The following is a 21,955-nucleotide window of genomic DNA, read 5'->3' on the forward strand; positions in this document are numbered from 1 at the left end:
CAGGCAGAGGGGCAGCGCCCCTTAGACCCCTTCCACTTTCGCGCACCCGCCCCATCTCTAGGGGAGGAGGTGCTTCATGATCCCGTTTCCGAGCCTGCGCGCCGCACTGGCGCTCGCCCTGACGATCCCCGTCCTCTCGAGCCTCGGCCTCGCGCCACTCGTCACCCCTGCCGCCGCGCAGAACGTGGGCGAGAAACCCGCGAGCCGCGATCTGCCTTTCGTGCTCAAGCCGATCGCGCAGCTGGAAAACCCCTGGGCCATCGCGCCCTTGCCCGACAGTTCGGTTCTGGTGACCGGCAAGGCGGGCAAGATGTGGCATGTCACGGGCGGCGGCGCGCAGGCGATCAGCGGGCTGCCGAAGGTGCAATATAGCGGCCAGAACGGGCTACTCGACGTTGCGGTGCCGCCCGATTTCCCGGACACGCACGAAGTCTATATCACTTATGTCGCGCCGGATAACGCGCTGCATCTGGCGCGCGGCGTGCTGGACGGCAGCAAGCTCACGCAGCTGAAGACGATCTGGCAGCAGACGCCCGGCGGGCGTGGCCAGCCCGGTGGGATCGTGGCGTTCGGGCCCGACGGTCTGCTCTACCTCACCGTGGGCGACCGGATGCAGCCCGACACCGCGCAGGACCCCGACAATCCGCGCGGCAAGATCCTGCGCCTGACCCGCGACGGCCAGCCCGCCCCAGGCAATCCCCATGAGGGGGCGGGGGGCGTGCGCGCCGAGACCTGGACCGAGGGGCACCGCAACCAATACGGCCTCGCGTTCACGCCCGACGGCAAGCTCTGGGAGCACGAGATGGGCCCGCGCGGTGGCGACGAGTTGAACCTGATCGAGAAGGGCAAGAATTACGGCTGGAACGAAGTCTCGAACGGGCGGCACTATTCCGGCCTGTCGATCCCCGATCACGACACGCGGCCCGACTTCGCTGCGCCGAAGCTTTGGTGGACGCCGGTGATCGCGCCGGCGGGGCTCGCGGTCTACGAGGGGCGCGACTTTCCCGACTGGCAGGGCGATATGCTGATCGGCGGGCTTGCGGGGAACGGGCTTGCGCTGATCGCGGGCGACGGCTCGGATCAGATCGCGCGCTGGGATTTGCAGATGCGCGTGCGCGACGTGGCCGTGGGGCCCAAGGGGGAGGTCTGGATCATCGAGGATGCGGGCGAGGGTGCGCTCTATCAGCTGCTGCCGAAGTGATTGTCCCAAATGCGTAAATGAAAACGGCGGCGCGCGCCTTTCAGCACGTGACCGCCGCCTTGGACAAAGGCCGGGCGGATCATGCCCGGCCTTTCGCGTTGCGGGCTTACATCCGGCCCTTCCACGGCACGACTTTCTTCTCGACCCAGCGCATCGCCAGATCGAAGCACCACGCGATGCCGCCGATCAGGAAGATGCCCACGAGCACGGTCGAGGTCTGCAGGAACTGGCTGGCCGAGAGGACCATGTAGCCGAGCCCCATCGTCGCCGCGACCATCTCGGCGGCGACCAGCGTCGTCCAGCCGAAGCCCACGCCGATCCGCATTGCGGTCAGGATTTCCGGCAGCGCCGAGGGCAGCACCACTTCGCGCAGCACCTGCGCGCGGCTCGCGCCCAGCGAATAGGCGGCGTGGATCTGCTCGATCGCGACGGAGCGCACCCCTGCGCGCGCGCCAAGCGCCACCGGTGCCAGCACCGACAGGAAGATCAGCAGCACTTTCGAGGTCTCGCCGATGCCGAACCAGATGATCATCAGCGGCAGATAGGCCAGCGGCGGGATCGGGCGGTAGAACTCGAGGAAGGGATCGAACAGCCCGCGCATCACCGGGCTCATCCCCATCGCGAGGCCCAGCGGAATGCCGATGATACAGGCCAGCGCGAAGGCGGCGAAGACACGGCCCGCGGAGACGAGGATATGCTCCCAGAGCGGCACGCCGGTGAAGCCGGTCGAAATCAGCCCGAAGAGCTTCTGCACGACCGCCACGGGCGAGGGCAGGAACAGCGGCGCGATCAGCCCGGAGGCGGTCACGATCTGCCACAGACCCAGCACCACCAGAACGGCCACGACCGAGATCTTGATCGTGTTGCCTTCGCCCGGCACGCCATAGGTCTGGCCGGGTTTGGTGGGGGCTTGGCGGAAGATGCGTTTGATCATCGGGGCGGGGCGGCTGTCATCTTGGATATCCATGGTCATGCGGCCTTCTCCTCGTCTGCGAAGATGATGCCGAGAATGGTCTCGCGCATCGCGATGAATTCGGGGGATGCCTTCACGTCGCGGGCGCTCTCGCCTGCGAGGAACCGGCGCGAGAAGGGCAGGTCGAAGCGATGCGTGATCCGGCCCGGACGGGGCGACATCACGATCAGCTTGGAGCCCATGAAGAGCGCTTCCTCGACCGAGTGGGTGATCAGGAAGACCGATTTGCCCTGCGCTTCCCAGATTTTCAGGATCAGTTCCTGCGCGCGTTCGCGGGTCAGCGCATCTAGCGCGCCGAGCGGTTCGTCCATCAGCAGGATGCGCGGGTCGGCAGTGAGCGCCCGGCCGATGCCCACGCGTTGCTGCATCCCGCCCGAGAGCATGTAGACGGGGCTGTCCTCGAACCCCTCGAGGCCCAGCACGGTCAGGAATTCGCGGGCGACCTTGTAGCGTTCGGCCTTGGCGACGCCCTGCAGCTTCAGCCCGAAGGCGAGGTTGTCGAGCACGTTCATCCACGGCATCAGCGCGTGTTTCTGGAATACCACGGCGCGGTCCTGACCGGGGCCGGTGACGGGGGCGCCGTCGAGTTTGATCTGGCCCGAACTGGGCGCGAGGAAGCCCGCGATCAGGTTCAGGAGCGTCGATTTCCCGCAACCCGAGGCGCCGAGGGCGACCACGAATTCGCCCGGCTCGATGGTCAGCTCGACATTGCGAAGGGCTTCGACCGGCTCGGATTTGTCACGGGCGGGGTAGAGTACGGAGGCGCGGCGGATTTCAAGCATCTGGGCTTCCTTTCCGGGGCGGAGCTGGGGAATGGGAAACGCCCGGCCAGATCTCTGGCCGGGCGCTGGGGCGTGTCGTTACTCGCCCATCGCGTCTTGCAGCGGCTTGAGCGTGATGAACTGCGAGTAGTCATCTGCCACCGAGTCGATCCGGCCCGCTTCCTTCAGGAATTCGGCGGTCGATTTGATCGCGGGGGCCATCGCACCACCCAGCCAGTCTGCGCCGACCTGATCGGCGGGCTTGAGGAAGGTGTAGCCACCGAGGATGCCCGGAACCTGTGCTGCGTCCGCGCCGGTGTTCGTGGCGATCTCTTTCACCTCGTCGCTATCGGCGGTCCAAGCGTCCTTGTTGTCGATGTAAGAAGCGTCGGCCTCGGCGGTGACCTTCACGAAGCCTGCGACGGCTTCGGGGTGTTCCTCGGCCCACTGGCTGTTGACGACCCAGCCGTCAAAGGTCGGGTAGCCCCATTTTGCGGTCTCGTCCGCGCCCATGATGCGGGTGCCGGACTTCAGCAGTTGCGACTGAACCGGATCCCAGATCCATGCGGCGTCGATGGCGTTCTGCTCCCACGCGGCCGCGATCTGGTCGGGCGACATCGACAGGATGGTCAGGTCGCTTTCCGAGATGCCTTCATGCTTGAGAGCGCCGGTCAGCGAGAAATGCGCGGTCGAACCGACCGGCACGGCCACGCGCTTGCCCTTGAGGTCGGCCAGCGACGAAATCCCCGAGCCGTCATGCGCGATCAGGCTCTCGGCCTGACCGATCACGTCGCCGATCATGAACAGCTTGATCGGAACGCCCTGGCTGGCGGCGATCGCGAAGGGCGAGGAGCCGAGCGCTGCGAGCTTCACGTCGCCCGAAGCCATCGCGGCGATCACGTCGGTGCCCGAGGCGAATTTGCGCCACTCGACATCGTAGCCCATCGCCTTTGCATAGTCCTCGGTCTTCACCTTGGTCATCATCGGGATCGGCGTCCCGAAATTGCCGATGATCAGCGTCTCGGCCGAGGCGGTCGTGGCCATCGGCAGCAGGCCGATCAGCGCGAGCGTCGCGTAACGGGCGGTTTTCTTGAACATGTCTATCCTCGTCTGTTGGTTGAGCGGGCCGTTTGCGGCCTCTTTCGGGGAGGGGCCGGGGCGGTCGCCCGCCCTGGCCGGTGTTGATCCGTGTCAGGCGCTGAGCTTGGCTAGCGCGCGGTCGATCGTCTCGGTGATCCGGGTGATCTCGGAGGGGCCGACAATCAGCGCGGGGCTCAGGCACAGCGTGTTGTTGAAGCCTTTGAACGAGCGAGAGGTCTTGCCGATGATCACACCCCCGGCGTCGCAGGCACCGACCACACCTTCGACGAGCTTCTCGTCGAGCGGCTCTTTCGTGGCGCGATCCGCGACCAGTTCCAGCCCGCAGAACAGGCCCTTGCCGCGCACATCGCCCACGACGGCGTGCTTGTCCTTCAGCTCCATCAGGCGGTCCATCAGCAGGTCGCCCATCGCGTTGGTGTTCGCGAGCAGGTTCTCGTCCTCGATGATGCGCATGTTCTCCAGCGCCGCCGCCGGGCCTGCCGTGCAGCCGCCGAAGGTCGAGATGTCGCGGAAATAGCTCATCGGATCGTCGGGATCGGAGCGGAACTTCTCGAACACGTCCTCGGTCGTGATCAGGCACGAAATCGCGGCATAGCCCGAGGCCAGCCCCTTCGCGGTGGTCACGAAATCGGGCTTGATGCCGTAATGCTGGTAGCCGAACCATTCGCCGGTGCGGCCCATGCCGCAGACGACCTCGTCCATGTGGATCAGGATGTCGTATTTGGTGCAGATTTCCTGAACCCGCTCCCAATAGCCAGCGGGCGGGGTGATGACGCCGCCGCCTGCCGTGATCGGCTCGAGGCAGATCGCGCCCACCGTGTCGGCGCCTTCGCGCAGGATGACCTCTTCGATCGCGTTCGCGGCGCGGAGACCGTAATCTTCGTCATCCCATTGCGCGCGATATTCGAGGCAATGCGGCACGGCGACGAACCCGTCGGGGAAGGGGCCATACTGGTCGCGGCGCTGTTCCTGACCGCAGGCCGCCATCGCGCCCAGCGAGGTGCCGTGATAGTCGCGCTCGCGGTAGAGGATCTTCCACTTCTTGCCGCCATGGTGCTTATGCGCGATCTGGCGCACCATCTTGAAGGCTTTCTCATTCGCCTCCGAGCCCGAGTTGGCGAAGAAGACGCGGCTCAGGCCCGGCGTCTTCTCGACCAGACGGGCGGCGAATTGCGCCGCCGGGATCGTGCCCGCCGAGCCTGCGAAATAGTTCATCTTCAGAAGCTGGTCGCGCACGGCATTGGCGATGCTCTCGCGGCCATAGCCGACATTGACCGTCCACACGCCGCCCGAGACCGCATCGAGATAGTCGCGACCATTCTGGTCCCAGACCGTCATGCCCTTGCCCTCGACAAGGATGCGCGGATCGCGGTGGTCTAGTGCGGCGTGCTGGAACAGGTGGTGCCAGACATGGGCGCGGTCGGCTTCGACCGTGGCGCTGATATCGTTGAACTGACCGTCCATCGGGGTTTCCCTTTCCTTTGGGTTCGGTGCCCATCAAGCCTTTCCGCGGTGCAGCATGTGAGGGCCAGAGCGCCAATTCCGATGGGGCCAGATTTCGGCATCGATGTATTTCGGGCAGAGGTTTTAAGCCCTGAGCTGGGCAAATGACCGGAAATTGGGCGATTGCCGAAGATCGGGCGGCATCTGGCCCGCTCGACCTTGCTCTTCGATGGGGCCAGAGCGCAGATGCGAGGGCAATTCCAAGGAGCCAGATCATGGACCGCTTGCCCGTCTCGATCGACCGCAACAGCCCCGAGCCGCTGCAAAGCCAGCTGCGTCAGGCGCTGATCGCGGCGATTCACGCGGGCAAGATGGCGCCGGGGCAGAAGGTGCTGTCCTCGCGCGCGCTGGCCGAGAAGCTGGGCATCGCGCGCAACACCGCCACCGCCGTCTATGACGAGTTGGTCGCGCGCGGCTATCTCGAGGCGCAACCGCGCCGCGGGCTGTTCGTGGCAACCCGGGGGCAGGGGAAGGGGCAGAGCGTCGCGGGCGCCTCCGTGGTCGATTGGAACGCGCGCATCGGGGTGACCCCGTCGAAACTCAACCATATCCGCAAGCCGCTGAACTGGCAGGACTATCCCTATCCGTTCATCTTCGGGCAGGTCGATCCGCGGCTGTTCCCGCTCAACGCATGGCGCAATTCCTCGCGCGATACATTGGGGCGTGCCTCGCTCGACTGGTGGGCGGCGGATCGCGCGGTCGATGACGATCCGATGCTGATCGAACAAATCCGTACCCGCATCCTGCCCGAGCGCGGCATCTATGCGCGGCCCGAGGAGATCCTGATCACGCTCGGCGCGCAGGAGGGGTTCTACCTGCTCGCCCAGCTTCTGGCGGGGGCGGGCAAGCGCGTGGGCTGCGAGATGCCGGGCTATCCGGATTCGCGTTTCATCTTCGAGATGTCCGGCGCGCAATCCGTGCCGCTGCCGATCGACGAGAAAGGCGCGCGGATCGCTTCGGGGCAGGGGCTCGATCTGGCGCTGCTGACGCCGGGCGCGCATTGCCCGTCGATGGTAATGATGCCCGGACCGCGCCGCGACGAGATCCTCGCGCGGGCCTCGCAGGACGATTTCCTGATCATCGAGGACGACTATGAGGGCGAGGTCGCCTTCGCCCGCGAACCGGCGCTGAAATCGCGCGACCGGGACGGGCGGGTGATCTATCTCGGCACGCTGTCGAAGACGCTCGCGCCGGGGGTGCGCCTGGGCTTTCTGGTGGCCCCCGAGCCGCTGGTGAAAGAGGCGCGCTGGCTGCGGCGGCTGGTGCATCGCTCGGTCCCGCTCAACAACCAGCGCACGGCCGCGATCTTTCTGGCCGAGGGGCATTACCTGTCGCTGCTGCGCAAGCTGCGCGCGGCCCATGCCGACCGCTGGTACCGGGTGATGGAACATCTGTCCGATCTGCTGCCCGGCTTCCGCGCGCCCGATCCCTGTCATGGCGGCTCTTCGGTCTGGCTGGAGCTGCCCGAGGGCGTTGACGGGCGCGAATTGATCGCGGCGGCAGGGGTGGAGGGTATTTTGCTGGAAAACGGCGATCCTTTCGTGGCCCCCGAACAGGCGGGGCGCTTCATCCGGCTCGGCCTGTCACTGATCCAGACCGAGGCCATCGTGCCGGGGATGCGCCTCTTGGGCGAGATCGCGGCGCGGCTGGCGCAAGAGGGCACCTCTGGCCCCAACGAAAATGCCGCTCTGGACCAATCGGGCGCGCAGGCGGCGAGCTAGGGCGAGGGAACGACCCTGACGGAGCCGATGATGTTCGACGCCACGACCCTCTATGTGATCCTCGCCGTGGCCTATGCGGCGGTGCTGCGCGGCATGGCGGGCTTCGGTTTCGCGATTGCCGCCGTGCCGATCCTGTCGCTGTTCATCCCGCCTCTGGAGGCTGTGGCGATGGCGGTGCTGTTGCAGGTGGTCGTGGGGCTGCACGATCTGGTCAAGCTGCGCGGGGCGGTGCATCGACCCTCGCTGCTGCGGCTCTGTGCCGGGTCGCTGATCGGCACGCCGCTGGGGATCTGGGCGCTCAGCGCGCTCAGCCCCGATGCCGCGCGGATGGCGATTGCGGTGCTGGTGCTGACGGGGCTCGCGATGCTGTTGCGCTACAAGCCCACCGCCCCGCAGCCGCATTCGGGGCTGGCGCTGCTGGCGGGCGTCGCCTCGGGCGCGTTTTCGGGGTTGGCCGCGATGCCCGGGCCGCCGGCTGTGGTCTATTACCTCGGCGCGGGCACGCCGCCTGCGCAGACGCGGGCCTCATTGCTGCTGTTCTTCTTCGTGGCTTCGGTGATCGCGGTGCCGGGGCTGTGGCTCGCAGGTGCGATTGACGGGGAGGTGCTCTGGCTGACGGCGATTTCAGTGCCGCCGATGGCGCTGGGCACCTGGGCGGGCACGGCGGCTTTCGCGCGGCTCGATCATGGGCAATACCGCAAGATCGCGATCGGGGTGATGGCGATCTCGGCGGTGCTGGCAGGGTGGCGGGGCCTCTCGGTCTATCTGTGATCGGCCCCGCGCCACTTCAGTCGCGGTGGATCTGGAACGGCGCCCAGCTTTGGCTGACCGGCATGATCTCGATCGAGTTGATGTTCACATGCGCGGGCAGGGCGGCCACCCAGTAAACGCTCTCGGCGATATCCTCGGGCTGCAGCGGATCGGCCCCGGCATAGAGCTTGTCATAGGCCGCCTTGTCGCCACCGGTGCGCACCAGCGTGAATTCGCTCTCCGACAGGCCCGGCTCGATCGAGGTCACGCGCACGCCGGTGCCCGATAGGTCCGAGCGCAGCCCGAGCGAGAACTGCTGCACGAAGGCTTTCGTCCCGCCATAAACATTGCCGCCCGGATAAGGCCAGTTCGCCGCGATCGAGGCGAGGTTCACGATCAGCCCCCGGCGCGCAATCAGCCGATCCAGCGTGAGCCGCGTCATCACTGCGAGCCCGGTGATATTGGTGTCGATCATCGCGCGCCAGTCATCCAGATCGCAGTCCTGCGCAGGGGCGGTGCCGCGCGCGAGGCCCGCATTGTTGATCAGCGCGTCGATCTGCGCGAAGCCTTCGGGCAGGCTGTCGAGCGCTGCACGCGTCGCCGACTCGTCGCGGATGTCGAAACACAGGGGATGCGCGACCTCCGGACCGCCGAGCGCCTCGACCAGCGCGTCGAGCCGTTCCTGACGGCGCCCGGTCACGATGACCTTCCAGCCCTCATGGGCGAAACGGCGGGCGATGGCGTCGCCGAACCCTGCGGTGGCTCCGGTGATGAGGGCGGTTTTGGTCATGAAGGGGCCTTCCTGTCTTGCTGCCTGTCGGGCCGCGCATCTCGGCGCGGCGGTCGCGGCCAGTCTGTCTTCGTGGTCTGCCGGTGCGACAGGGCCAGTCGGGGATTTCCCATGGGGCCAGTCCTGCGCGCCCGCGCACCGCTTGCCGCGGCACGATAGGGGCAGGGGGGCGGAACTGCAATTTCACGGGCGCGTGATTGCGACTATATGATCCGCGTGGTGCGGTCGGTTCTCGGGCTGCGGGGGCGCCCAACGGATCGAAGCGCGTTGAGTCTTTGTGCTATCCTGACGTTCGGGACGGCGCGCAATTGGCGTCTCGCGGATCGGATATGGAAAGGTAGCAAACTCGCATGGCTCTTTGGGTTCTGGCCATCGTCGCTATCGGGCTGCTCGGTCTGTTCGCAAGGCGGCGTCTCGACCTGCGGGCAGACGGGGCCGAGATGGCGCGCCTGAGTGCATTTCAGCCCACCGATCCGCCGCGCTTCTCCGCCGATATGGTCGCCGATCTCCCCGAGCCCGCGCGCCGATTTTTCACCTTCGCCATTGCGGAAGGAACGCCGCTCTACACCGTCGCCCGGCTGGAGATGCAGGGGCAGTTCGGCATGGGCGACAAATCCGCCCCCGGCTACATGCCGATGCGCGCCACGCAGGTGCTCGCCGCGCCGCAAGGCTTCGTCTGGGCGATGTCGGGCGGGACCGGCGGGATGCGTCTCAGCGGCTCCGACAGCGCCAAATGGACCCGGTTCTGGATCGCGGGGCTCGCCCCCGTGGCCCGGTTCGGCGGCAGCGCGGATCACAAACGCTCCGCCTTCGGGCGCTACGTGGCCGAGGCGGTGTTCTGGACGCCCGCCGCAGTGCTGCCGGGCTCGAAAGTGACGTGGGAGCCGGTCGCGACGAACATCGCCCGGATGACGATGCGCCATGACGGGCTGGAGCAGGCGGTCGATCTCACCGTCGCCACGGATGGTCGCCCCGAGCAGGTCAGCTTCCAGCGCTGGAGCAATGCGAACCCGCAAAAGCGCCACCGGCTTCAGCCCTTCGGCGGCTATCTCTCGGAGTTTCGCGAGGTCGAGGGCTTTCGGCTGCCGACGCATGTGGAGGCGGGGAATGACTTCGAGACGGAGGCCTATTTCCCGTTTTACATCGCCGATGTCACCGAGATCCGCTTTCTCAAGTGACTGCGCCGGTCTCTGCCGCATCGGCGCGCATTCTCATGGCCGCGATTCACCGGGGATTACTTCGGTCACGGCGCCTTCGCGCGTGAACATCATGTCGCGCTTCCACCAGACGACGATCGCGGCGACGCCCACCAAGATCCACGTGTCCCAAGGCTGCGCATCCGGCCAGAAAGGGTTGATGAGCTGCCAGTGGAACAGCATCGGCAGTAGCAGGCTGCCCCGCGCCGCGTTGAAGATCGGCGTGACCAGAACCGCGAGGGTGATGTTGCCGATGAAGAAGGGCAGGAAGCTCCATTGCGCGAAGACCACCCCGGCGAGGTAGAAGGCGGGCAAGTGCCAGACGCCCCAGATCGCGCCGATCAGCACGCCGGCCCAAAACGGGGCGATATGGCGCTGCAACAGCGGTTGCGCGACGCCGCGCCAGCCGAATTCCTCGATGGGACCGAGAAGCAGCATCATGAACATCAGGCTGACCATCGCGTCCACGCCCTCGGGCGGCTTCGGTGCGAGGAGGGGGCCGCCCTTGATCGTTGAGCCGATCATGTAAACGAGCGGGATCACGAGCAGGATGAAGCCCCACCACGGCGCGGGGCAGCGCCAGATCAGAAGCCGCGACAGGAATCGGCGCAAGCCGCCTAGTCCCGCGGAGGTCACAACCACCGTGAAAGCCGCGATGGCCGGGGCCCAGGTGGCCAGAAAGAAGAGCGGATGCGCGCCGCTGATCTGGCCGAACCGCGCGGCCATGGCTTCAGGCCAGAAGATGTAGCTACCGATCACGCCCCAGGTGATCGCGAAGGTCAGCGCGAGAAAGGCGAGCAGGGTGCGCGCCGTGGATGCCGGGGCCGGGTGTTCGCGAGCGACAGACATTGGGTTGGCCTTGGAGCATGACGTCAGGAAACGCGTCACCGTCGCCGCTTTCCGCGCGGATTTCCTTGTTCTGGGTCAAGCGCATCGACGCTCGAACGTCTACGACAGTCTAAGGGGCCATGAAGCGCCGCCGCGCTTCCACTGCGATGTTGTAGCGCTGCTCCAGATCGGCGATCAGCGCCATCGCGACGCGTTTGGCATCCTCTCCCTCCGCCTCCCGGTAGCTCTCTTTGGCGGCCTCCAGCAGCTTCTTGAGCTTGAACTCCTCGGGCAGCGCGCCGGCTTCGGCCATGATGCGCGACGCCACGGCTGTCGCCATATCGGTGAACGCCTCGCCCGAGCGATCCGGGAGCGGTTTGCCCTCGCCGGAAAGCCCGCTCAACTGCCCCTCCGCGAGGGCCTTCTGGATTTGCCGCTCGACGAGGCGGTTCAAGGATTGGGTCATGCGACGGTCCTGCCTGTTCCGGCGCCGCGAGAAGTGCGGCACTGCCGGGAGCATAGCGCGCTTAGAGCGATGCGAACACTCAGAGTTCTGTGCGAAACCTGTGAAAGGACGGCGCGCGGGCTCAGACCGGTCGCGCGAATTGCGGCAGCACCCAAAGCCCGTCCGGGGCCGCCGCGCCCACCTGCAACTCGCATCCATAGGTGCGACTGAGGATCGGTCCGCGCATCACCGCCTCGGGCGGCCCATGCGCCTCGATCCGGCCTTCGCGCATCAGCACCATCTCGTCGGCCAGCTGCGCCGAGAGGTTGAGGTCATGCATCACCGCGACCACGCCGCCGCCCGCATCGGCGAAGCGGCGCAGGATCGCCATCACTTCGAGCTGATGCGCGATATCGAGGCTCGCCACCGGCTCGTCGACCAGCAGCCAGCGCGGCCCCGCATGGCTGACCGGTTGCCAGACCTGCGCCCGCACCCGCGCCAGATGCGCGCGGGCCTGCTGACCGCCCGAGAGCGACTGGATCGGGCGATGGGCCAGATCGCTCAGCCCGACCTCGGCCAAAGCGGCGGACACGATTTCGGGGTGATCCGCCTCGATCCCGGCATGCAGCCCCATCCCCACCACCTCGGCCACGGTGAAGGGAAAGGCGACGCTGTTCGATTGCTCCAGCACTGCACGCAGCGCGGCCAGCCGCCAGGCGGGCGTCTTCGCGATCTCATGACCTTGCAGCGTGATCCGCCCGCGATAGGGCAGCGCCCCCGAGGCCGCTTGCACCAGCGTGGATTTGCCCGAGCCATTCGGGCCGAGGATCACCGTCACCGCGCCCGGTTGGGCGGTCAGCGAGAGGCCCTGCAACACGTCGCTACGCCCCCGCGCGACATGCAGGTCCGAAATCTCGAGCATGTTCAGACCCCTCCCAATCCCTGACGGCGGATCAGGATCCACAGGAAGACCGGCGCGCCCAGAATGGCGGTGACGATCCCGATGGGCAGTTCCGCGGGCGCGACCACGAGCCGCGCGATCAGATCGGCCAGCACCAGCAGCGCCGCGCCGAGGAGGGCCGCATCCACCAGCAGCGTCTTGTGATCCGGCCCGCCCGCGATCCGCAGCAGATGCGGCACCACGATGCCCACGAAGCCGATCCCCCCCGCCATCGCGACCGCCGCCCCCGCCAGCGCCGCGACGCCGATCACTGCGCGATGCTTGAGCCGCTCGATATCGTGGCCCATATGCGCCGCCGTCGCTTCGCCCAGTGCCAGCGCGTTCAGCCCGCGCGCAAGTCGTGGGGTCAGGATCAGCGCGGGCCCGATCAGCAACCCACCCACGAGCAGCTTCATGTCGCTTGCGCCTGCCAGCGACCCCATGCCCCAGAAAGTCAGATCGCGCAGCTGCGTATCATCGGCGAGATAGGTCAGGATGCCGGTCAACGCCCCCGCCAGCGCAGCCAGCGCGATCCCGGCCAGAAGAAGTGTCGCGATGGAGACCTGACCGCTCCGGCTCGCAACCCGATAGAGCAGCAGCGTGGCCGTCCACGCCCCGCCAAAGGCCGCGACCGGCACCAGCCATGTGCCGAAGAACGCGGCGATAGCAGCGGGGAGGAAGCCACTCAGCACGATCATCGCGACGGCGCCGAGGCCCGCGCCCGCGCCGACGCCGATGATTCCGGGATCGGCGAGCGGGTTTCGAAACAGCCCCTGCATCACCGCGCCCGCCACCGCGAGCGCCGCCCCGACCATCAGCCCCATGACCAACCGCGGCAGCCTGATGTCGAGCAGCACGACGCGGTCGCGGGTCGAGATCTCCGCGCCGGTCAGCCACTGTCCCAGCACCTGCGGCAGCGAGACCCCCGCCGCCCCGGTCCCGAGCGACAGGGCCGCCGCGATCACCAGCAGCGCGATCAGCCCGAGCCGCAGCGGCGCGCAGGGTCGGCGCGCGGCGTAGGGCAGGTCGATGGAGGTCAGCGCCATCGCCTCAGCCCTCCGCCTCGGGATAAAGCGCTGCATGCAGAGCTTGCGCGGCCTGCGGCGTGCGCGGCCCGAAGCCCAGAAGCAGCATCCCGTCCATCGCGACCAGCGCGCCGTTTCTGGCCGCGCGGGTCTGCCCCAGCGCGGGGTGAGCGAGGATGTCACGCTCGGTCACCGCCATTTCGCCCTCGCGATCCATCGTCAGGATCACATCCGGATCGGCGGCAAGGATCGCCTCGTCGGTGACGGGCTTGTATCCGGCGAAGCCTGTCGCGGCATTCACCCCGCCCGCAAGCTCGATGATCGCCTCTGCCGAGGAGCCTTCGCCCCCCGCCATCACGCGGCCATTCTGTAGAGACAGCACGAACAGCACCCGCTTCGGCGTGGCGACAGCGCCCGCCGATTTGCGCACCGCGTCCATCTCGGCGTCGAAACTGGCGGTGAGCCGTTCGGCTGCCTCCTCGCGGTCAAGCGCGGTGCCGACCACCGCGATCTTTTCGCGCACGCCTTGCACGCTCGAGTCGCCCGGCAGCGAGACGAAATCGACGCCTGCCGCCTTGAGCGTCTCCACCGCCTCGGGCGGGCCTGCCGTGGCTTCGGCGAGGATCAGGTCGGGGTCGAGCGCCAGCACGCCTTCCGCCGAGAGCGCGCGGACATAGCCTACATCGGGCAGCTCGGTGATGGCCTCGGGATATTGCGAGGTGGTGTCGCGCGCGACGAGCCGGTCCCCTGCGCCAAGCGCCGCGACGATCTCGGTCACGGCCCCGCCGAGCGAGATCACGCGGGCGGGCTCGGCCAGTGCGGGGCCTGCGGTGAGAAGGGCTGCGATCAGGGCAATGCGCTTCATGCCTGCCCCTCCAGACGCGGCAATGCGCGGATCGTCGCGTTGAACGCCTCGACCCCACCATCCTTGCGCGAGGCGAAGATCTGCGTGATCAGCGCGCCGTGCTTGTCGAAGGCCTCGAGACTGAGCGCGGGGCCGTTCTTCGTCGGCTTGTCGACCAGCCAGACCTCGGCGATGTGGTCACCGCGCAGATGCAGATTGAAACGCGGGTCGAGCACGTTGATCCACGGGCCCATCGGCTTCACCGTCTCGATCGTGCCGCCGTGGATCTCGATGCAGCCCGCATTGCCGACGAAGATCATCAGCGGCGTCTGATCGGTGGCGCAACGGGTCAGCAGCGCCTCGACCGCGCCGGGGGACATCTCGGTGGCATAGGGCGCGCCCGCGATGCGGTAGGCCCCGAGCCGGTTCATCTTCAGTTTCGAGACCAGCCGCAGGAACTGATGCGTATCGGTCAGCTTGTCCCATTCCGCGCGCAGGGTCTCGGCCTTCTCGGGCAGCGATTTCGCAGCCTCGACCGGCGCGCGCGGCGCAAGGTCGAGTTGATCCGACTGTTCGGGCAGGCGCAGCTCCGCGACGAGCGCGTGGAAGGCCGCCACGTCGCTCTCGGGTTTCAGATGCACCTTGTGGATCGCATCTCCCGCCCGGTCGAACACCTGGATCGAGCGCTTCTCGCCATCCTCCAGCGCGAAAGCATGGGCCCAGTGCTGCGCGAAAAGACGCAGGTCGATCTCCTTGCCGAGCACCATCTGCGCATGTGCGCCCGAGTGATAGTCTTCGTAAGTGCCGCGCCGCTCGATCACGCAGCTCTCGTTGCGGGTCAGCGCCATCACGTCGCCAAGCGCGGTCAGGCGCGGCATGATCGCATCGGGATGGGCTTCGATCGCGGTGGCGGTCGTTCCGATCTGAGCGGCGACCAGTTCGGCCTCCGCGATGCCATGCTGCGAGGCGAAATCGCGCGCGCGCATCTCGGGGCGCTCGGCGCGGAGCGCGCGGATACCTTCGGGGGAAAGCTGTTGGGGCAGGGTGCCGTCTGCGGGCATGGGGAGTCCTCTCGTCGTTTTCGCAAAGGGCGCGAATCTGGCGAGAGGGCGGGGCCTCGAGCTGGGCGCGGATGGGATCAAATATATCTCGGGAATATACTTGACTAGTTTTGTCGGATTCTCTAGCTGGTCAAATCATCGAAATCAAGACAGTTTCTGCGCTGCCAGCGTCACGCCAGCCCCATGCAGACCACGAAGGGGACAACCATGGCTACGACGCCTCGCGCCGCGCGGATGCGGCTTTTCACGACAGTTACCAGCCTCGCGCTGATCGCCGCCGCAGGTCCGGCACTCGCACAGCAGAGCGGGACCGATGACGGCTACACGATGCTGGGCCGCCTGATCTATGGCTGGGGCACGCCGAAAGTGGCGATCGACACGCCGCAGGCGGTGACGGTGATCGACCAGCAGGACCTCGACGAGGAACAGCCGCGCACGATGGGCGATCTGTTTGCCGACGTGCCGGGGGTGCAGGCGGCGGGCGCCTCGGCGCGGATGCTGGGGCAGGCCTTCAACATACGGGGCATCGGCAATGCCGAGCAGACCGGCAGCCAGAACCGCATCATCATCACCGTCGACGGCGCGGTGAAGTTCTTCGAGCAGTATCGCACCGGTTCCTTCTTCGGCGATCCCGAGCTTTACAAGCGCGTCGAAGTGCTGCGCGGCCCGGCCTCGTCGACGATGTATGGCTCGGGCGCGATTGGCGGCGTGGTGAATTTCACCACCAAGGACGCGACCGATTTCATCCCCGAGGGGCAGACCGGCGCGGTGCGGCTCAAGGGCGCGTATGACAGCAATGGCGACGGCAAGATCGGCACGGTGACCTATGCCCAGAAGCTGGGCGAGGATGCGGATATGCTGTTCAGCTACTCGCAGGGCTCGTCCGACGACATGGAAGACGGCGCGGGCGAAACGATCCCGGCGACGGCGGGCGATCGCTGGTCGGCGCTGCTGAAGTCGAACTACTATTTCGGCGAGAACCGCGATCAGCGCCTGACGTTCTCGGCCTCGCGTACCGATAGCGATCTTAAGGATGCGGCCGTCGCGCAGACCGGCGGGTCGCTGGCCTCGGCTTTCGGCACCTCGGATCTGCATGCGATCGACGACACGCTCAGCCTGACCTACGCCAATGAGGGCGTGGGCAACCCGTGGCTCGATCTCGAAGCGCAGCTGAGCTACTCGAAAACCTCGACGGAGCGGGACAATTTCTCGCTCGGGATGATGTGTTCGGCGGGTCGTTTCTCGGTGCTCTGCCCGAATACGGCGAGCTACGAGACCACCGCGCTCAAGCTCGAGAACACCGTGGAAATGTCGCGCGGCGCGTGGGAGAATTACCTCACCTTCGGCACGCAGCTCTCGCATCAGAACCGCTACGCGAATTCCTCGGTGGGCGAGCCCGCCTTCCACCCCGGCGGCACCGAGGACAAGCTGGGCCTTTATGTGCAGGGCGAATTCGTCTGGAACGACAAGCTGACGATCACGCCGGGCCTGCGCGTGGACCGGGCGTGGCTTTCGCCCGATGCGGCGGCGGCGGCCCAAGGCGGCACCGATCAGGACGGCACGGCGGTCTCGCCCAAGATCGCGGCGCTCTACCAGTTCAACGACACCTGGGGCGTCTTCGGCTCGCTCGCGCGGACCGAGCGGATGCCGACGCTGGACGAGCTCTATCAGACTGACGGGATCGGGGCGGCGGGCCGCACCGCCAGCCTCAATCTCGACAAGGAGAAAGCCACCACGGTCGAGCTGGGCGTGACCTATCAGACCTCGGGCCTTCTGTCGGAGGGCGACAGCCTTTCCGCGAAAGCCACGCTGTTCCACAACGATCTGACCGATCTGATCGCGGCCAACCCCTCCGGCTCGGTCGGCGTGCCCTATTTCCGCAATGTCGACTCGGCGAAAATCTGGGGCGGCGAGATCGAGGCGTCTTACGAGGCCGATCGTTGGTTCGGGCAGCTCGCCTACTCCAAAGTGAAGTCGAAAGACGAGGCGACGGGCCAGACCCTCACCGACACGCCCGCCGAGAATATCGCGCTGACGTTGGGGGCGAAATTCCCTGATCAGGGCGTGCGCGCGGGCTGGCGCGTGCAGGGCTTCAGCGGGATCGAGACGGCGTCCGCCTCGACCTCCGCGCCGGGCTACGCCACGCATGATCTCTTCGTCAGCTGGAAACCCGAACGGCTCGCCGGGATCGAGGTGAACCTGACGGTCGAGAACGTCTTCGACCGCGAGTATCGCAACAACCTCTCGCTCGACAACGCGCCGGGCCGGAACGTGAAACTCGCCGTCGCGAAAGCCTTCACATGGTGAGGGCGGCGCTTCTGACACTGCTTTGCGCGTGCCTCCCTCATGGCATTTCCGCGCAGGGCGCGCCCCGGCTCAGCTTGATGCTGGCCGGGGCAACCGAGGCCGAGGACGCCTGCCGGTTGAGTTTTCTGGCCGAGAACGGGCTGGGGAGCGATCTCGACGCGCTGGTGGTGGAGGCTGTGATCTTCACTCGCGCGGGCGCGGTCGAGCGGCTGTTGCTCCTTGATTTCCGCGACCTGCCCGCGGGCAAGCCCCGCGTGCGGCAATTCGATCTGGCCGGGCTGCGCTGCGAGGCGCTTGGCCAGATCCTGATCAATGGCATCGAGAGCTGTGAGGGCGCGGGCGAGGGTGCCTGCGCGGACGCTCTGGAAACCGGCTCGCGCGTCGACGGAACGGAGGTGACGGGATGATCTCTCTTGCGGCAATCCAACAGGGTTTGAGCGATTTCGTCGCGCTGGGCGGCTGGGTCGTGGCGCTGCTGCTGTGTGTTTCGGTGGTCGCGGGGGCGGCGGTGCTGTGGAAGCTCTGGCATCTCGCAAACCTGCGGATCGGGGCTCACGCACGGTTGGAGGCCGCGCTCGATCTGTGGCAGTCGGGCCAGCGCGGGGCGGCGCGCCAGAGCCTCGCGCAAGCCCGTGGCCCTCTGGCCGAGCTGACCCGCCGCGCGATGGCGGCCTCCGAGCCTCAGGCGCTGCGCTTGCGTCTGCAAACCGAGACCGAAATCCACGCCGCGCGTAGCGAGGCGGGGATGCGACTGCTGGATGCCATCGCGCAGACCGCGCCGCTTCTGGGCCTGTTCGGAACGGTTCTGGGCATGATCGAGGCCTTCCAGACGCTGCAGAGCGCAGGCGCTTCGGTCGATCCGGCGCAGCTTGCGGGCGGCATCTGGGTGGCGCTTCTGACCACCGCGCTCGGCCTCGGGATCGCGATGCCGGTCTCGCTGTTTCTCTCCTTCGTCGAGAGCCGCATCGCCCGCGAAAGCCAAAGCGCGGCGCTGATGATCGAGGCGCTTTGCGGTCCGGCGCTGCCAGAGAGCAAGCCTGCCCGTGCCGAGCTCAATCGCGCTGTGCAAACCGCCGGGGAATGACATGCGCAAGCCGCTTCGCCGCCGCAGCCTGTCGATGACCTCGCTGATCGACGTGATCTTCCTGCTGCTGATGTTCTTCATGCTGGCCTCGAGCTTTTCGCGCATGACCGAATTGCCGATCGCGGCGCGCGGGGCAGGGGGCGCGGCTGCGCCCGAGAGCAAGCTGGCCTTCCTGCAGCTCGGACTAGAGCGGCTCAGCCTGAACGGCGAAGCGGTGGAGTTGGACGCGCTGGAGGCGGCCTTGCGGGACGATTTCGGACAGCCCCCGCCGCGCCTGCTGGTCAGCCTCGAGCCTGACACGTCGAGCCAGCGGCTGGCCGATCTGTTGGTGCGGCTGCGCGCGGTGCCGGGGCTGCAGGCGGAGGTGCTGGGATGAGCGCGCGTTTCACCCGCCGGCGGAGCGAGCCGATCCTGACCCTGATCAACGTCGTCTTCCTGCTGCTGGCCTTCTTCCTCGTCGTCGGCACGCTGGCCGCGCGCCCGCCCGCCGATCTGCAACTGGTCGCATTGCCGGAAGGCGCTCGCGCACCAGAGCCGGGCCGGGTGGCGCTGACTGCGCAGGGCGATATTCTCTGGCCCGAGGGCGTCGCGGATGCGTCCGCCTTCATCGCGCAGCTTCCGCCCGAGGCAGGCGGCGTGGCCCGTATCCTGCCCGATCGCGCGGCGCCTGCATCCGCGCTCGTGGCGCTCGCCCGCGATCTCAGCGCGGCGGGGGCGCAGGGCATCCGCCTCGTGGCCGAGCGGGGAGAGACGCCATGACCCGGGGCGCGCTCATCGCCTGCGCGGCGCTTGCGGTTTCCGCCGGGCTGCATGCGCTGGGACTGGCGGAAACCGCAAGCGCCGCGCCGGAGCTGCCTCCAGCGGGCGGGCAGGCCGCGCAGGAGGCCCCGCTTCTGGGCAATGATTTCGCCGATCTCGCGGCAGGACGCGCCACGCCGGTCGTGCCGGAGCGCGCCGAGCCGATTGCCCGAGAGGTCACCCGTCCGGTGCAGCCGGAGGCGCCCGCAATGCCCAAGGCCACAAGCCCGTCCGCGCCCGCAGCGCCGGACCGCCTCGCCGCCGTCACCCCCACGCCCGAGACTCTGCGCGCCCAGAGCACGCTCGCCCCGCAGCAAAGCCAGCGCCCCGAAGCGCGCCCCAAACGCCCCGCGCCGCAGCAAAGGGCCAAGCCCGGAAAACAGGCGCAAAGCGAAGCGAAACCAGCCTCCCCAAGCAACGCGGGAAATGCCGCCCGCGATGCCCGGCGCGGCACCTCGCAAGGCGTGGCCAAGGCGCGCAACACCGCCGATAAAGGCCAGCCCGCCAAGGCCCCCAGCACGGCCCGGTCCGGTCAATCGCCCCGGCAATACGCGGCCTCAGTGATCCGCAAGATCCGCTCCACGCCGAAGCGACGCGGGCAGGGCCGGGGGCGCGCCGTGGTCGGCTTCGTGATCTCCGCGAACGGGCGGCTGAGCACGGTGCGTATCCTGCGCGGCTCCGGCTCCTCGGGGCTCGATGCGGCGGCGCTTGACCATGTCCGCCGGGCCGCGCCGTTCCCGCCCCCGCCGAAGCCGGGAATGAAGTTCTCCTTCGAATTCATCGCCCGCGGTTAGGCCGCGGCCCTCAAACGACCTGGAGGGAAACTCGCTCAGGCAGAACCGGATTCATCTGGTAAAACAGAGCTTTGCACGGCGCTCTTGCCAGCGCTTGAATTCCGTATCGCGCGGTCGCATTCTCGACGGCGAAGGGTGGAAAGCCATGTCGGAGACACTGTCGGCACTGGGCGGAATCGGGTTGTTCCTGCTCGGCATGAAGATAATGACCGAGGCGCTGCGCGAAGCGGCAGGCGCGAACCTGCGCCGCCTGCTGGCACGGTTCACCACCACGCCGCTCAAGGGGGTGGCGAGTGGCTTGGTCACGACGGCAGTGATCCAGTCTTCTTCGGCTACTACGGTGATGACGGTCGGCTTCGTCGGCGCGGGGCTTCTGAGCTTCACGCAGGCGCTCGGCGTGATCTACGGCGCCAATATCGGCACCACCGTCACCGGCTGGATCGTGTCGCTGGTGGGCTTCAAGCTGAAGCTCGGCGCGGTGGCCATGGGGCTGTTGTTCTTCGCGAGCCTGACGCTGTTTCTCTCGCATGGCCGCGCCGCGCGCATCGGGCGCGTGCTTGCGGGCTTCTGCCTGCTCTTCATCGGGCTCGACATGATGCAACAGGGCATGTCGGGGGCTGCGGACTGGATCACGGTGGAGCGCACGCCCGGAACCGGGGTGGGCGGCCTGCTCGCGATGGCGGCGCTGGGGCTGGCGGTCACGGTGGTGATGCAATCTTCCTCGGCGGCCATCGCGGTGGTGCTGGTGCTGGTCAGCAACGGCGCGCTGCCGCTCATTCAGGCGGCGGCGGCGGTGATCGGGATGAACCTCGGCACGACCTTCACCGCCCTGATCGCCGCTTTCGGGGGATCGCGGGCGATGCAGCAGACCGCAATCGCGAACCTGCTGTTCAATTGCGGGACGATGGTGATCGCCTTCCCCCTGCTGCAGCTGATCGCGGGCCCGCTGGAGGCGCTGGCCGCGCGCACCGGGGTGGATACCGCGCTGGTGCTGTTTCACACCGGCTTCAACCTGCTGGGGACGCTCGCTTTTCTGCCCGTCACGCGCCAATTCGCCACGCTCGTCGCCAAACTGCGCCCCGATCTGGGTGGGCGCGCACCGCCGGAACTCGACCGCCACCTACTGAGCGACGAGGGCGCGGCGATGCAATCGGCCCATGCGATGGTGATCTGGGCCGCGCGCGAAGTCTTCTCGGCCTATTCGCTGGCCATCGGCCCCGCGCGCGATCTGCGGCGGATGTCGGCACTGGGTCCGCGGGTCGGGATCGCGCTCGATGAGCTGAAGGATTACATGGCGCAGATTTCGGTCCCGCGCGACAAGCCCCCCGAGGCCGCCGCCTTCGCAGCGCTGATGCATCAGGCCGACCATCTGATGCGGCTGGTGGAGCAGGCCGAACATCGCGGCTATATCGCGATCCTTCTGCGCGGCAAGATCACGCCGCGGCCCGCGCAATGGTTCGCCGCCTGCCTGTCGCCCGAACGCCCGCTCGATCTGCCGCAGATCGGGGCGCGGATGGCGCTGATGGCTGCGCCGGTCGCCCATCGCTTCGCGCGGCACCGGCGCGGGCTTCTGCTTGGCGAGCATGTCGGGCTTTATACGATGCAGGAGACGTTTCAGGCGACCGACGCGATGCGCTGGTTCACGCGGATCATGCACAACGTCCAACGCGTCGGGGAATATGAGCGCGAGGTTCAGAGCAATCTGGGCCATGAGGCCGTCTCCGCCCCCGAGGCCGCGCCGCCGCCTGTTGCCGAGCTCGCCTGACGATATCCGGAAACCGGCCGATCCGTCCGCTCATGCGGCATGGGTCGCGCGCATCCCACCGTGCCCCG

At 67.4% G+C, this 21,955-nt stretch carries 22 protein-coding genes; 11 read left to right on the top strand and 11 right to left on the bottom strand.

Annotation, left to right across the window (positions count from 1 at the left end; genetic code table 11):
- Positions 1-76: 76 nt before the first annotated feature.
- Positions 77-1,201 (top strand): PQQ-dependent sugar dehydrogenase, encoded by a 1,125-nt coding sequence (locus tag BMI89_RS15275; protein WP_078571687.1) that lies wholly within the window; start codon positions 77-79, stop codon positions 1,199-1,201.
- A gap of 106 nt (positions 1,202-1,307) precedes the next feature.
- Here the strand turns inward: BMI89_RS15275 and BMI89_RS15280 are convergent, their stop codons facing one another.
- From BMI89_RS15280 to BMI89_RS15295, 4 genes are all read right to left on the bottom strand, one after another.
- Positions 1,308-2,174, bottom strand: coding sequence for an ABC transporter permease subunit (locus BMI89_RS15280; protein ID WP_232621617.1), 867 nt, complete (start codon positions 2,172-2,174; stop codon positions 1,308-1,310).
- On the bottom strand, positions 2,171-2,956 hold the full coding sequence (locus tag BMI89_RS15285) for a taurine ABC transporter ATP-binding protein (RefSeq protein ID WP_078571688.1): 786 nt from the start codon (positions 2,954-2,956) through the stop codon (positions 2,171-2,173). The genes BMI89_RS15280 and BMI89_RS15285 overlap by 4 nt, the downstream gene beginning before the upstream one ends.
- A gap of 78 nt (positions 2,957-3,034) precedes the next feature.
- Positions 3,035-4,033, bottom strand: a complete 999-nt coding sequence (gene tauA / locus BMI89_RS15290) for a taurine ABC transporter substrate-binding protein (RefSeq protein WP_078571689.1) — start codon at positions 4,031-4,033, stop codon at positions 3,035-3,037.
- Positions 4,034-4,126: 93 nt separating this feature from the next.
- Entirely contained in the window at positions 4,127-5,500 is a 1,374-nt protein-coding gene (locus BMI89_RS15295; protein WP_078571690.1) for an aminotransferase class III-fold pyridoxal phosphate-dependent enzyme, read from the bottom strand.
- A 254-nt stretch (positions 5,501-5,754) separates the two neighbouring features.
- Here BMI89_RS15295 and BMI89_RS15300 point away from each other — a divergent pair, with 254 nt between their 5' ends.
- Together BMI89_RS15300 and BMI89_RS15305 are read left to right on the top strand one after the other, a co-directional pair.
- Entirely contained in the window at positions 5,755-7,260 is a 1,506-nt protein-coding gene (locus BMI89_RS15300; RefSeq protein WP_078571691.1) for a PLP-dependent aminotransferase family protein, read from the top strand.
- Positions 7,261-7,290: 30 nt separating this feature from the next.
- Entirely contained in the window at positions 7,291-8,031 is a 741-nt protein-coding gene (locus BMI89_RS15305) for a sulfite exporter TauE/SafE family protein (protein ID WP_078571692.1), read from the top strand.
- Positions 8,032-8,047: 16 nt separating this feature from the next.
- Here BMI89_RS15305 and BMI89_RS15310 read toward each other — a convergent pair whose 3' ends face one another.
- Complete coding sequence (locus BMI89_RS15310; protein ID WP_078571693.1) at positions 8,048-8,800, bottom strand: SDR family oxidoreductase; 753 nt, start codon at positions 8,798-8,800, stop codon at positions 8,048-8,050.
- Positions 8,801-9,150: 350 nt separating this feature from the next.
- Here BMI89_RS15310 and BMI89_RS15315 point away from each other — a divergent pair, with 350 nt between their 5' ends.
- A complete protein-coding gene (locus BMI89_RS15315; protein WP_078571694.1) occupies positions 9,151-9,978 on the top strand; it encodes a DUF6544 family protein in 828 nt (275 codons plus the stop codon).
- Between the two features lie 33 nt (positions 9,979-10,011).
- Here the strand turns inward: BMI89_RS15315 and BMI89_RS15320 are convergent, their stop codons facing one another.
- The 6 genes from BMI89_RS15320 to BMI89_RS15345 form a co-directional block, all read right to left on the bottom strand.
- Positions 10,012-10,845: a CPBP family intramembrane glutamic endopeptidase gene (locus tag BMI89_RS15320; RefSeq protein ID WP_078571695.1), complete on the bottom strand. Its 834-nt coding sequence runs from the start codon at positions 10,843-10,845 to the stop codon at positions 10,012-10,014.
- A 109-nt stretch (positions 10,846-10,954) separates the two neighbouring features.
- Entirely contained in the window at positions 10,955-11,290 is a 336-nt protein-coding gene (locus BMI89_RS15325) for a DUF1992 domain-containing protein (RefSeq protein WP_078547572.1), read from the bottom strand.
- Positions 11,291-11,411: 121 nt separating this feature from the next.
- Positions 11,412-12,191, bottom strand: coding sequence for a heme ABC transporter ATP-binding protein (locus BMI89_RS15330; RefSeq protein WP_078571696.1), 780 nt, complete (start codon positions 12,189-12,191; stop codon positions 11,412-11,414).
- A gap of 2 nt (positions 12,192-12,193) precedes the next feature.
- Positions 12,194-13,255 (bottom strand): iron ABC transporter permease, encoded by a 1,062-nt coding sequence (locus BMI89_RS15335; RefSeq protein ID WP_078571697.1) that lies wholly within the window; start codon positions 13,253-13,255, stop codon positions 12,194-12,196.
- A gap of 4 nt (positions 13,256-13,259) precedes the next feature.
- Positions 13,260-14,099, bottom strand: a complete 840-nt coding sequence (locus tag BMI89_RS15340) for an ABC transporter substrate-binding protein (protein WP_078571698.1) — start codon at positions 14,097-14,099, stop codon at positions 13,260-13,262.
- Positions 14,096-15,139 (bottom strand): ChuX/HutX family heme-like substrate-binding protein, encoded by a 1,044-nt coding sequence (locus BMI89_RS15345; protein WP_143593923.1) that lies wholly within the window; start codon positions 15,137-15,139, stop codon positions 14,096-14,098. The genes BMI89_RS15340 and BMI89_RS15345 overlap by 4 nt, the downstream gene beginning before the upstream one ends.
- A 207-nt stretch (positions 15,140-15,346) precedes the next feature.
- On the opposite strand from BMI89_RS15345, the gene BMI89_RS15350 reads away from it, so the two are divergent.
- From BMI89_RS15350 to BMI89_RS15380, 7 genes are all read left to right on the top strand, one after another.
- Positions 15,347-17,446: a TonB-dependent receptor gene (locus BMI89_RS15350; protein WP_078571699.1), complete on the top strand. Its 2,100-nt coding sequence runs from the start codon at positions 15,347-15,349 to the stop codon at positions 17,444-17,446.
- Between the two features lie 77 nt (positions 17,447-17,523).
- Positions 17,524-17,853 (top strand): hypothetical protein, encoded by a 330-nt coding sequence (locus BMI89_RS15355; protein WP_143593924.1) that lies wholly within the window; start codon positions 17,524-17,526, stop codon positions 17,851-17,853.
- Positions 17,850-18,530 (top strand): MotA/TolQ/ExbB proton channel family protein, encoded by a 681-nt coding sequence (locus tag BMI89_RS15360; RefSeq protein ID WP_078571701.1) that lies wholly within the window; start codon positions 17,850-17,852, stop codon positions 18,528-18,530. The genes BMI89_RS15355 and BMI89_RS15360 overlap by 4 nt, the downstream gene beginning before the upstream one ends.
- A 1-nt stretch (position 18,531) precedes the next feature.
- On the top strand, positions 18,532-18,906 hold the full coding sequence (locus BMI89_RS15365) for a biopolymer transporter ExbD (RefSeq protein WP_246832050.1): 375 nt from the start codon (positions 18,532-18,534) through the stop codon (positions 18,904-18,906).
- A complete protein-coding gene (locus BMI89_RS15370; RefSeq protein ID WP_078571702.1) occupies positions 18,903-19,289 on the top strand; it encodes a biopolymer transporter ExbD in 387 nt (128 codons plus the stop codon). Before BMI89_RS15365 ends, BMI89_RS15370 begins: the two co-directional genes overlap by 4 nt.
- A complete protein-coding gene (locus tag BMI89_RS15375; protein WP_078571703.1) occupies positions 19,286-20,122 on the top strand; it encodes a TonB family protein in 837 nt (278 codons plus the stop codon). Before BMI89_RS15370 ends, BMI89_RS15375 begins: the two co-directional genes overlap by 4 nt.
- A 145-nt stretch (positions 20,123-20,267) precedes the next feature.
- Entirely contained in the window at positions 20,268-21,887 is a 1,620-nt protein-coding gene (locus BMI89_RS15380; protein ID WP_078571704.1) for a Na/Pi symporter, read from the top strand.
- Positions 21,888-21,955 lie beyond the last annotated feature (68 nt).

Origin of the sequence: Thioclava sp. F36-7 (assembly GCF_002020075.1) — a bacterium.
GTDB lineage: Bacteria > Pseudomonadota > Alphaproteobacteria > Rhodobacterales > Rhodobacteraceae > Thioclava > Thioclava sediminum.

Excerpts from the sequence above, each read along its gene's own strand:
- BMI89_RS15335 (WP_078571697.1), bottom strand. The coding sequence starts at position 13,255 with ATGGCGCTGACCTCCATCGACCTGCCCTACGCCGCGCGCCGACCCTGC.
- BMI89_RS15340 (WP_078571698.1), bottom strand. The coding sequence starts at position 14,099 with ATGAAGCGCATTGCCCTGATCGCAGCCCTTCTCACCGCAGGCCCCGCA.
- BMI89_RS15285 (WP_078571688.1), bottom strand. The coding sequence starts at position 2,956 with ATGCTTGAAATCCGCCGCGCCTCCGTACTCTACCCCGCCCGTGACAAA.
- BMI89_RS15330 (WP_078571696.1), bottom strand. The coding sequence starts at position 12,191 with ATGCTCGAGATTTCGGACCTGCATGTCGCGCGGGGGCGTAGCGACGTG.
- tauA (WP_078571689.1), bottom strand. The coding sequence starts at position 4,033 with ATGTTCAAGAAAACCGCCCGTTACGCGACGCTCGCGCTGATCGGCCTG.
- BMI89_RS15325 (WP_078547572.1), bottom strand. The coding sequence starts at position 11,290 with ATGACCCAATCCTTGAACCGCCTCGTCGAGCGGCAAATCCAGAAGGCC.
- BMI89_RS15370 (WP_078571702.1), top strand. The coding sequence starts at position 18,903 with ATGAGCGCGCGTTTCACCCGCCGGCGGAGCGAGCCGATCCTGACCCTG.
- BMI89_RS15315 (WP_078571694.1), top strand. The coding sequence starts at position 9,151 with ATGGCTCTTTGGGTTCTGGCCATCGTCGCTATCGGGCTGCTCGGTCTG.
- BMI89_RS15360 (WP_078571701.1), top strand. The coding sequence starts at position 17,850 with ATGATCTCTCTTGCGGCAATCCAACAGGGTTTGAGCGATTTCGTCGCG.
- BMI89_RS15295 (WP_078571690.1), bottom strand. The coding sequence starts at position 5,500 with ATGGACGGTCAGTTCAACGATATCAGCGCCACGGTCGAAGCCGACCGC.
- BMI89_RS15310 (WP_078571693.1), bottom strand. The coding sequence starts at position 8,800 with ATGACCAAAACCGCCCTCATCACCGGAGCCACCGCAGGGTTCGGCGAC.
- BMI89_RS15375 (WP_078571703.1), top strand. The coding sequence starts at position 19,286 with ATGACCCGGGGCGCGCTCATCGCCTGCGCGGCGCTTGCGGTTTCCGCC.
- BMI89_RS15345 (WP_143593923.1), bottom strand. The coding sequence starts at position 15,139 with ATGCCCGCAGACGGCACCCTGCCCCAACAGCTTTCCCCCGAAGGTATC.
- BMI89_RS15275 (WP_078571687.1), top strand. The coding sequence starts at position 77 with ATGATCCCGTTTCCGAGCCTGCGCGCCGCACTGGCGCTCGCCCTGACG.
- BMI89_RS15365 (WP_246832050.1), top strand. The coding sequence starts at position 18,532 with ATGCGCAAGCCGCTTCGCCGCCGCAGCCTGTCGATGACCTCGCTGATC.
- BMI89_RS15280 (WP_232621617.1), bottom strand. The coding sequence starts at position 2,174 with ATGACCATGGATATCCAAGATGACAGCCGCCCCGCCCCGATGATCAAA.
- BMI89_RS15355 (WP_143593924.1), top strand. The coding sequence starts at position 17,524 with ATGCTGGCCGGGGCAACCGAGGCCGAGGACGCCTGCCGGTTGAGTTTT.
- BMI89_RS15350 (WP_078571699.1), top strand. The coding sequence starts at position 15,347 with ATGGCTACGACGCCTCGCGCCGCGCGGATGCGGCTTTTCACGACAGTT.
- BMI89_RS15320 (WP_078571695.1), bottom strand. The coding sequence starts at position 10,845 with ATGTCTGTCGCTCGCGAACACCCGGCCCCGGCATCCACGGCGCGCACC.
- BMI89_RS15380 (WP_078571704.1), top strand. The coding sequence starts at position 20,268 with ATGTCGGAGACACTGTCGGCACTGGGCGGAATCGGGTTGTTCCTGCTC.
- BMI89_RS15305 (WP_078571692.1), top strand. The coding sequence starts at position 7,291 with ATGTTCGACGCCACGACCCTCTATGTGATCCTCGCCGTGGCCTATGCG.
- BMI89_RS15300 (WP_078571691.1), top strand. The coding sequence starts at position 5,755 with ATGGACCGCTTGCCCGTCTCGATCGACCGCAACAGCCCCGAGCCGCTG.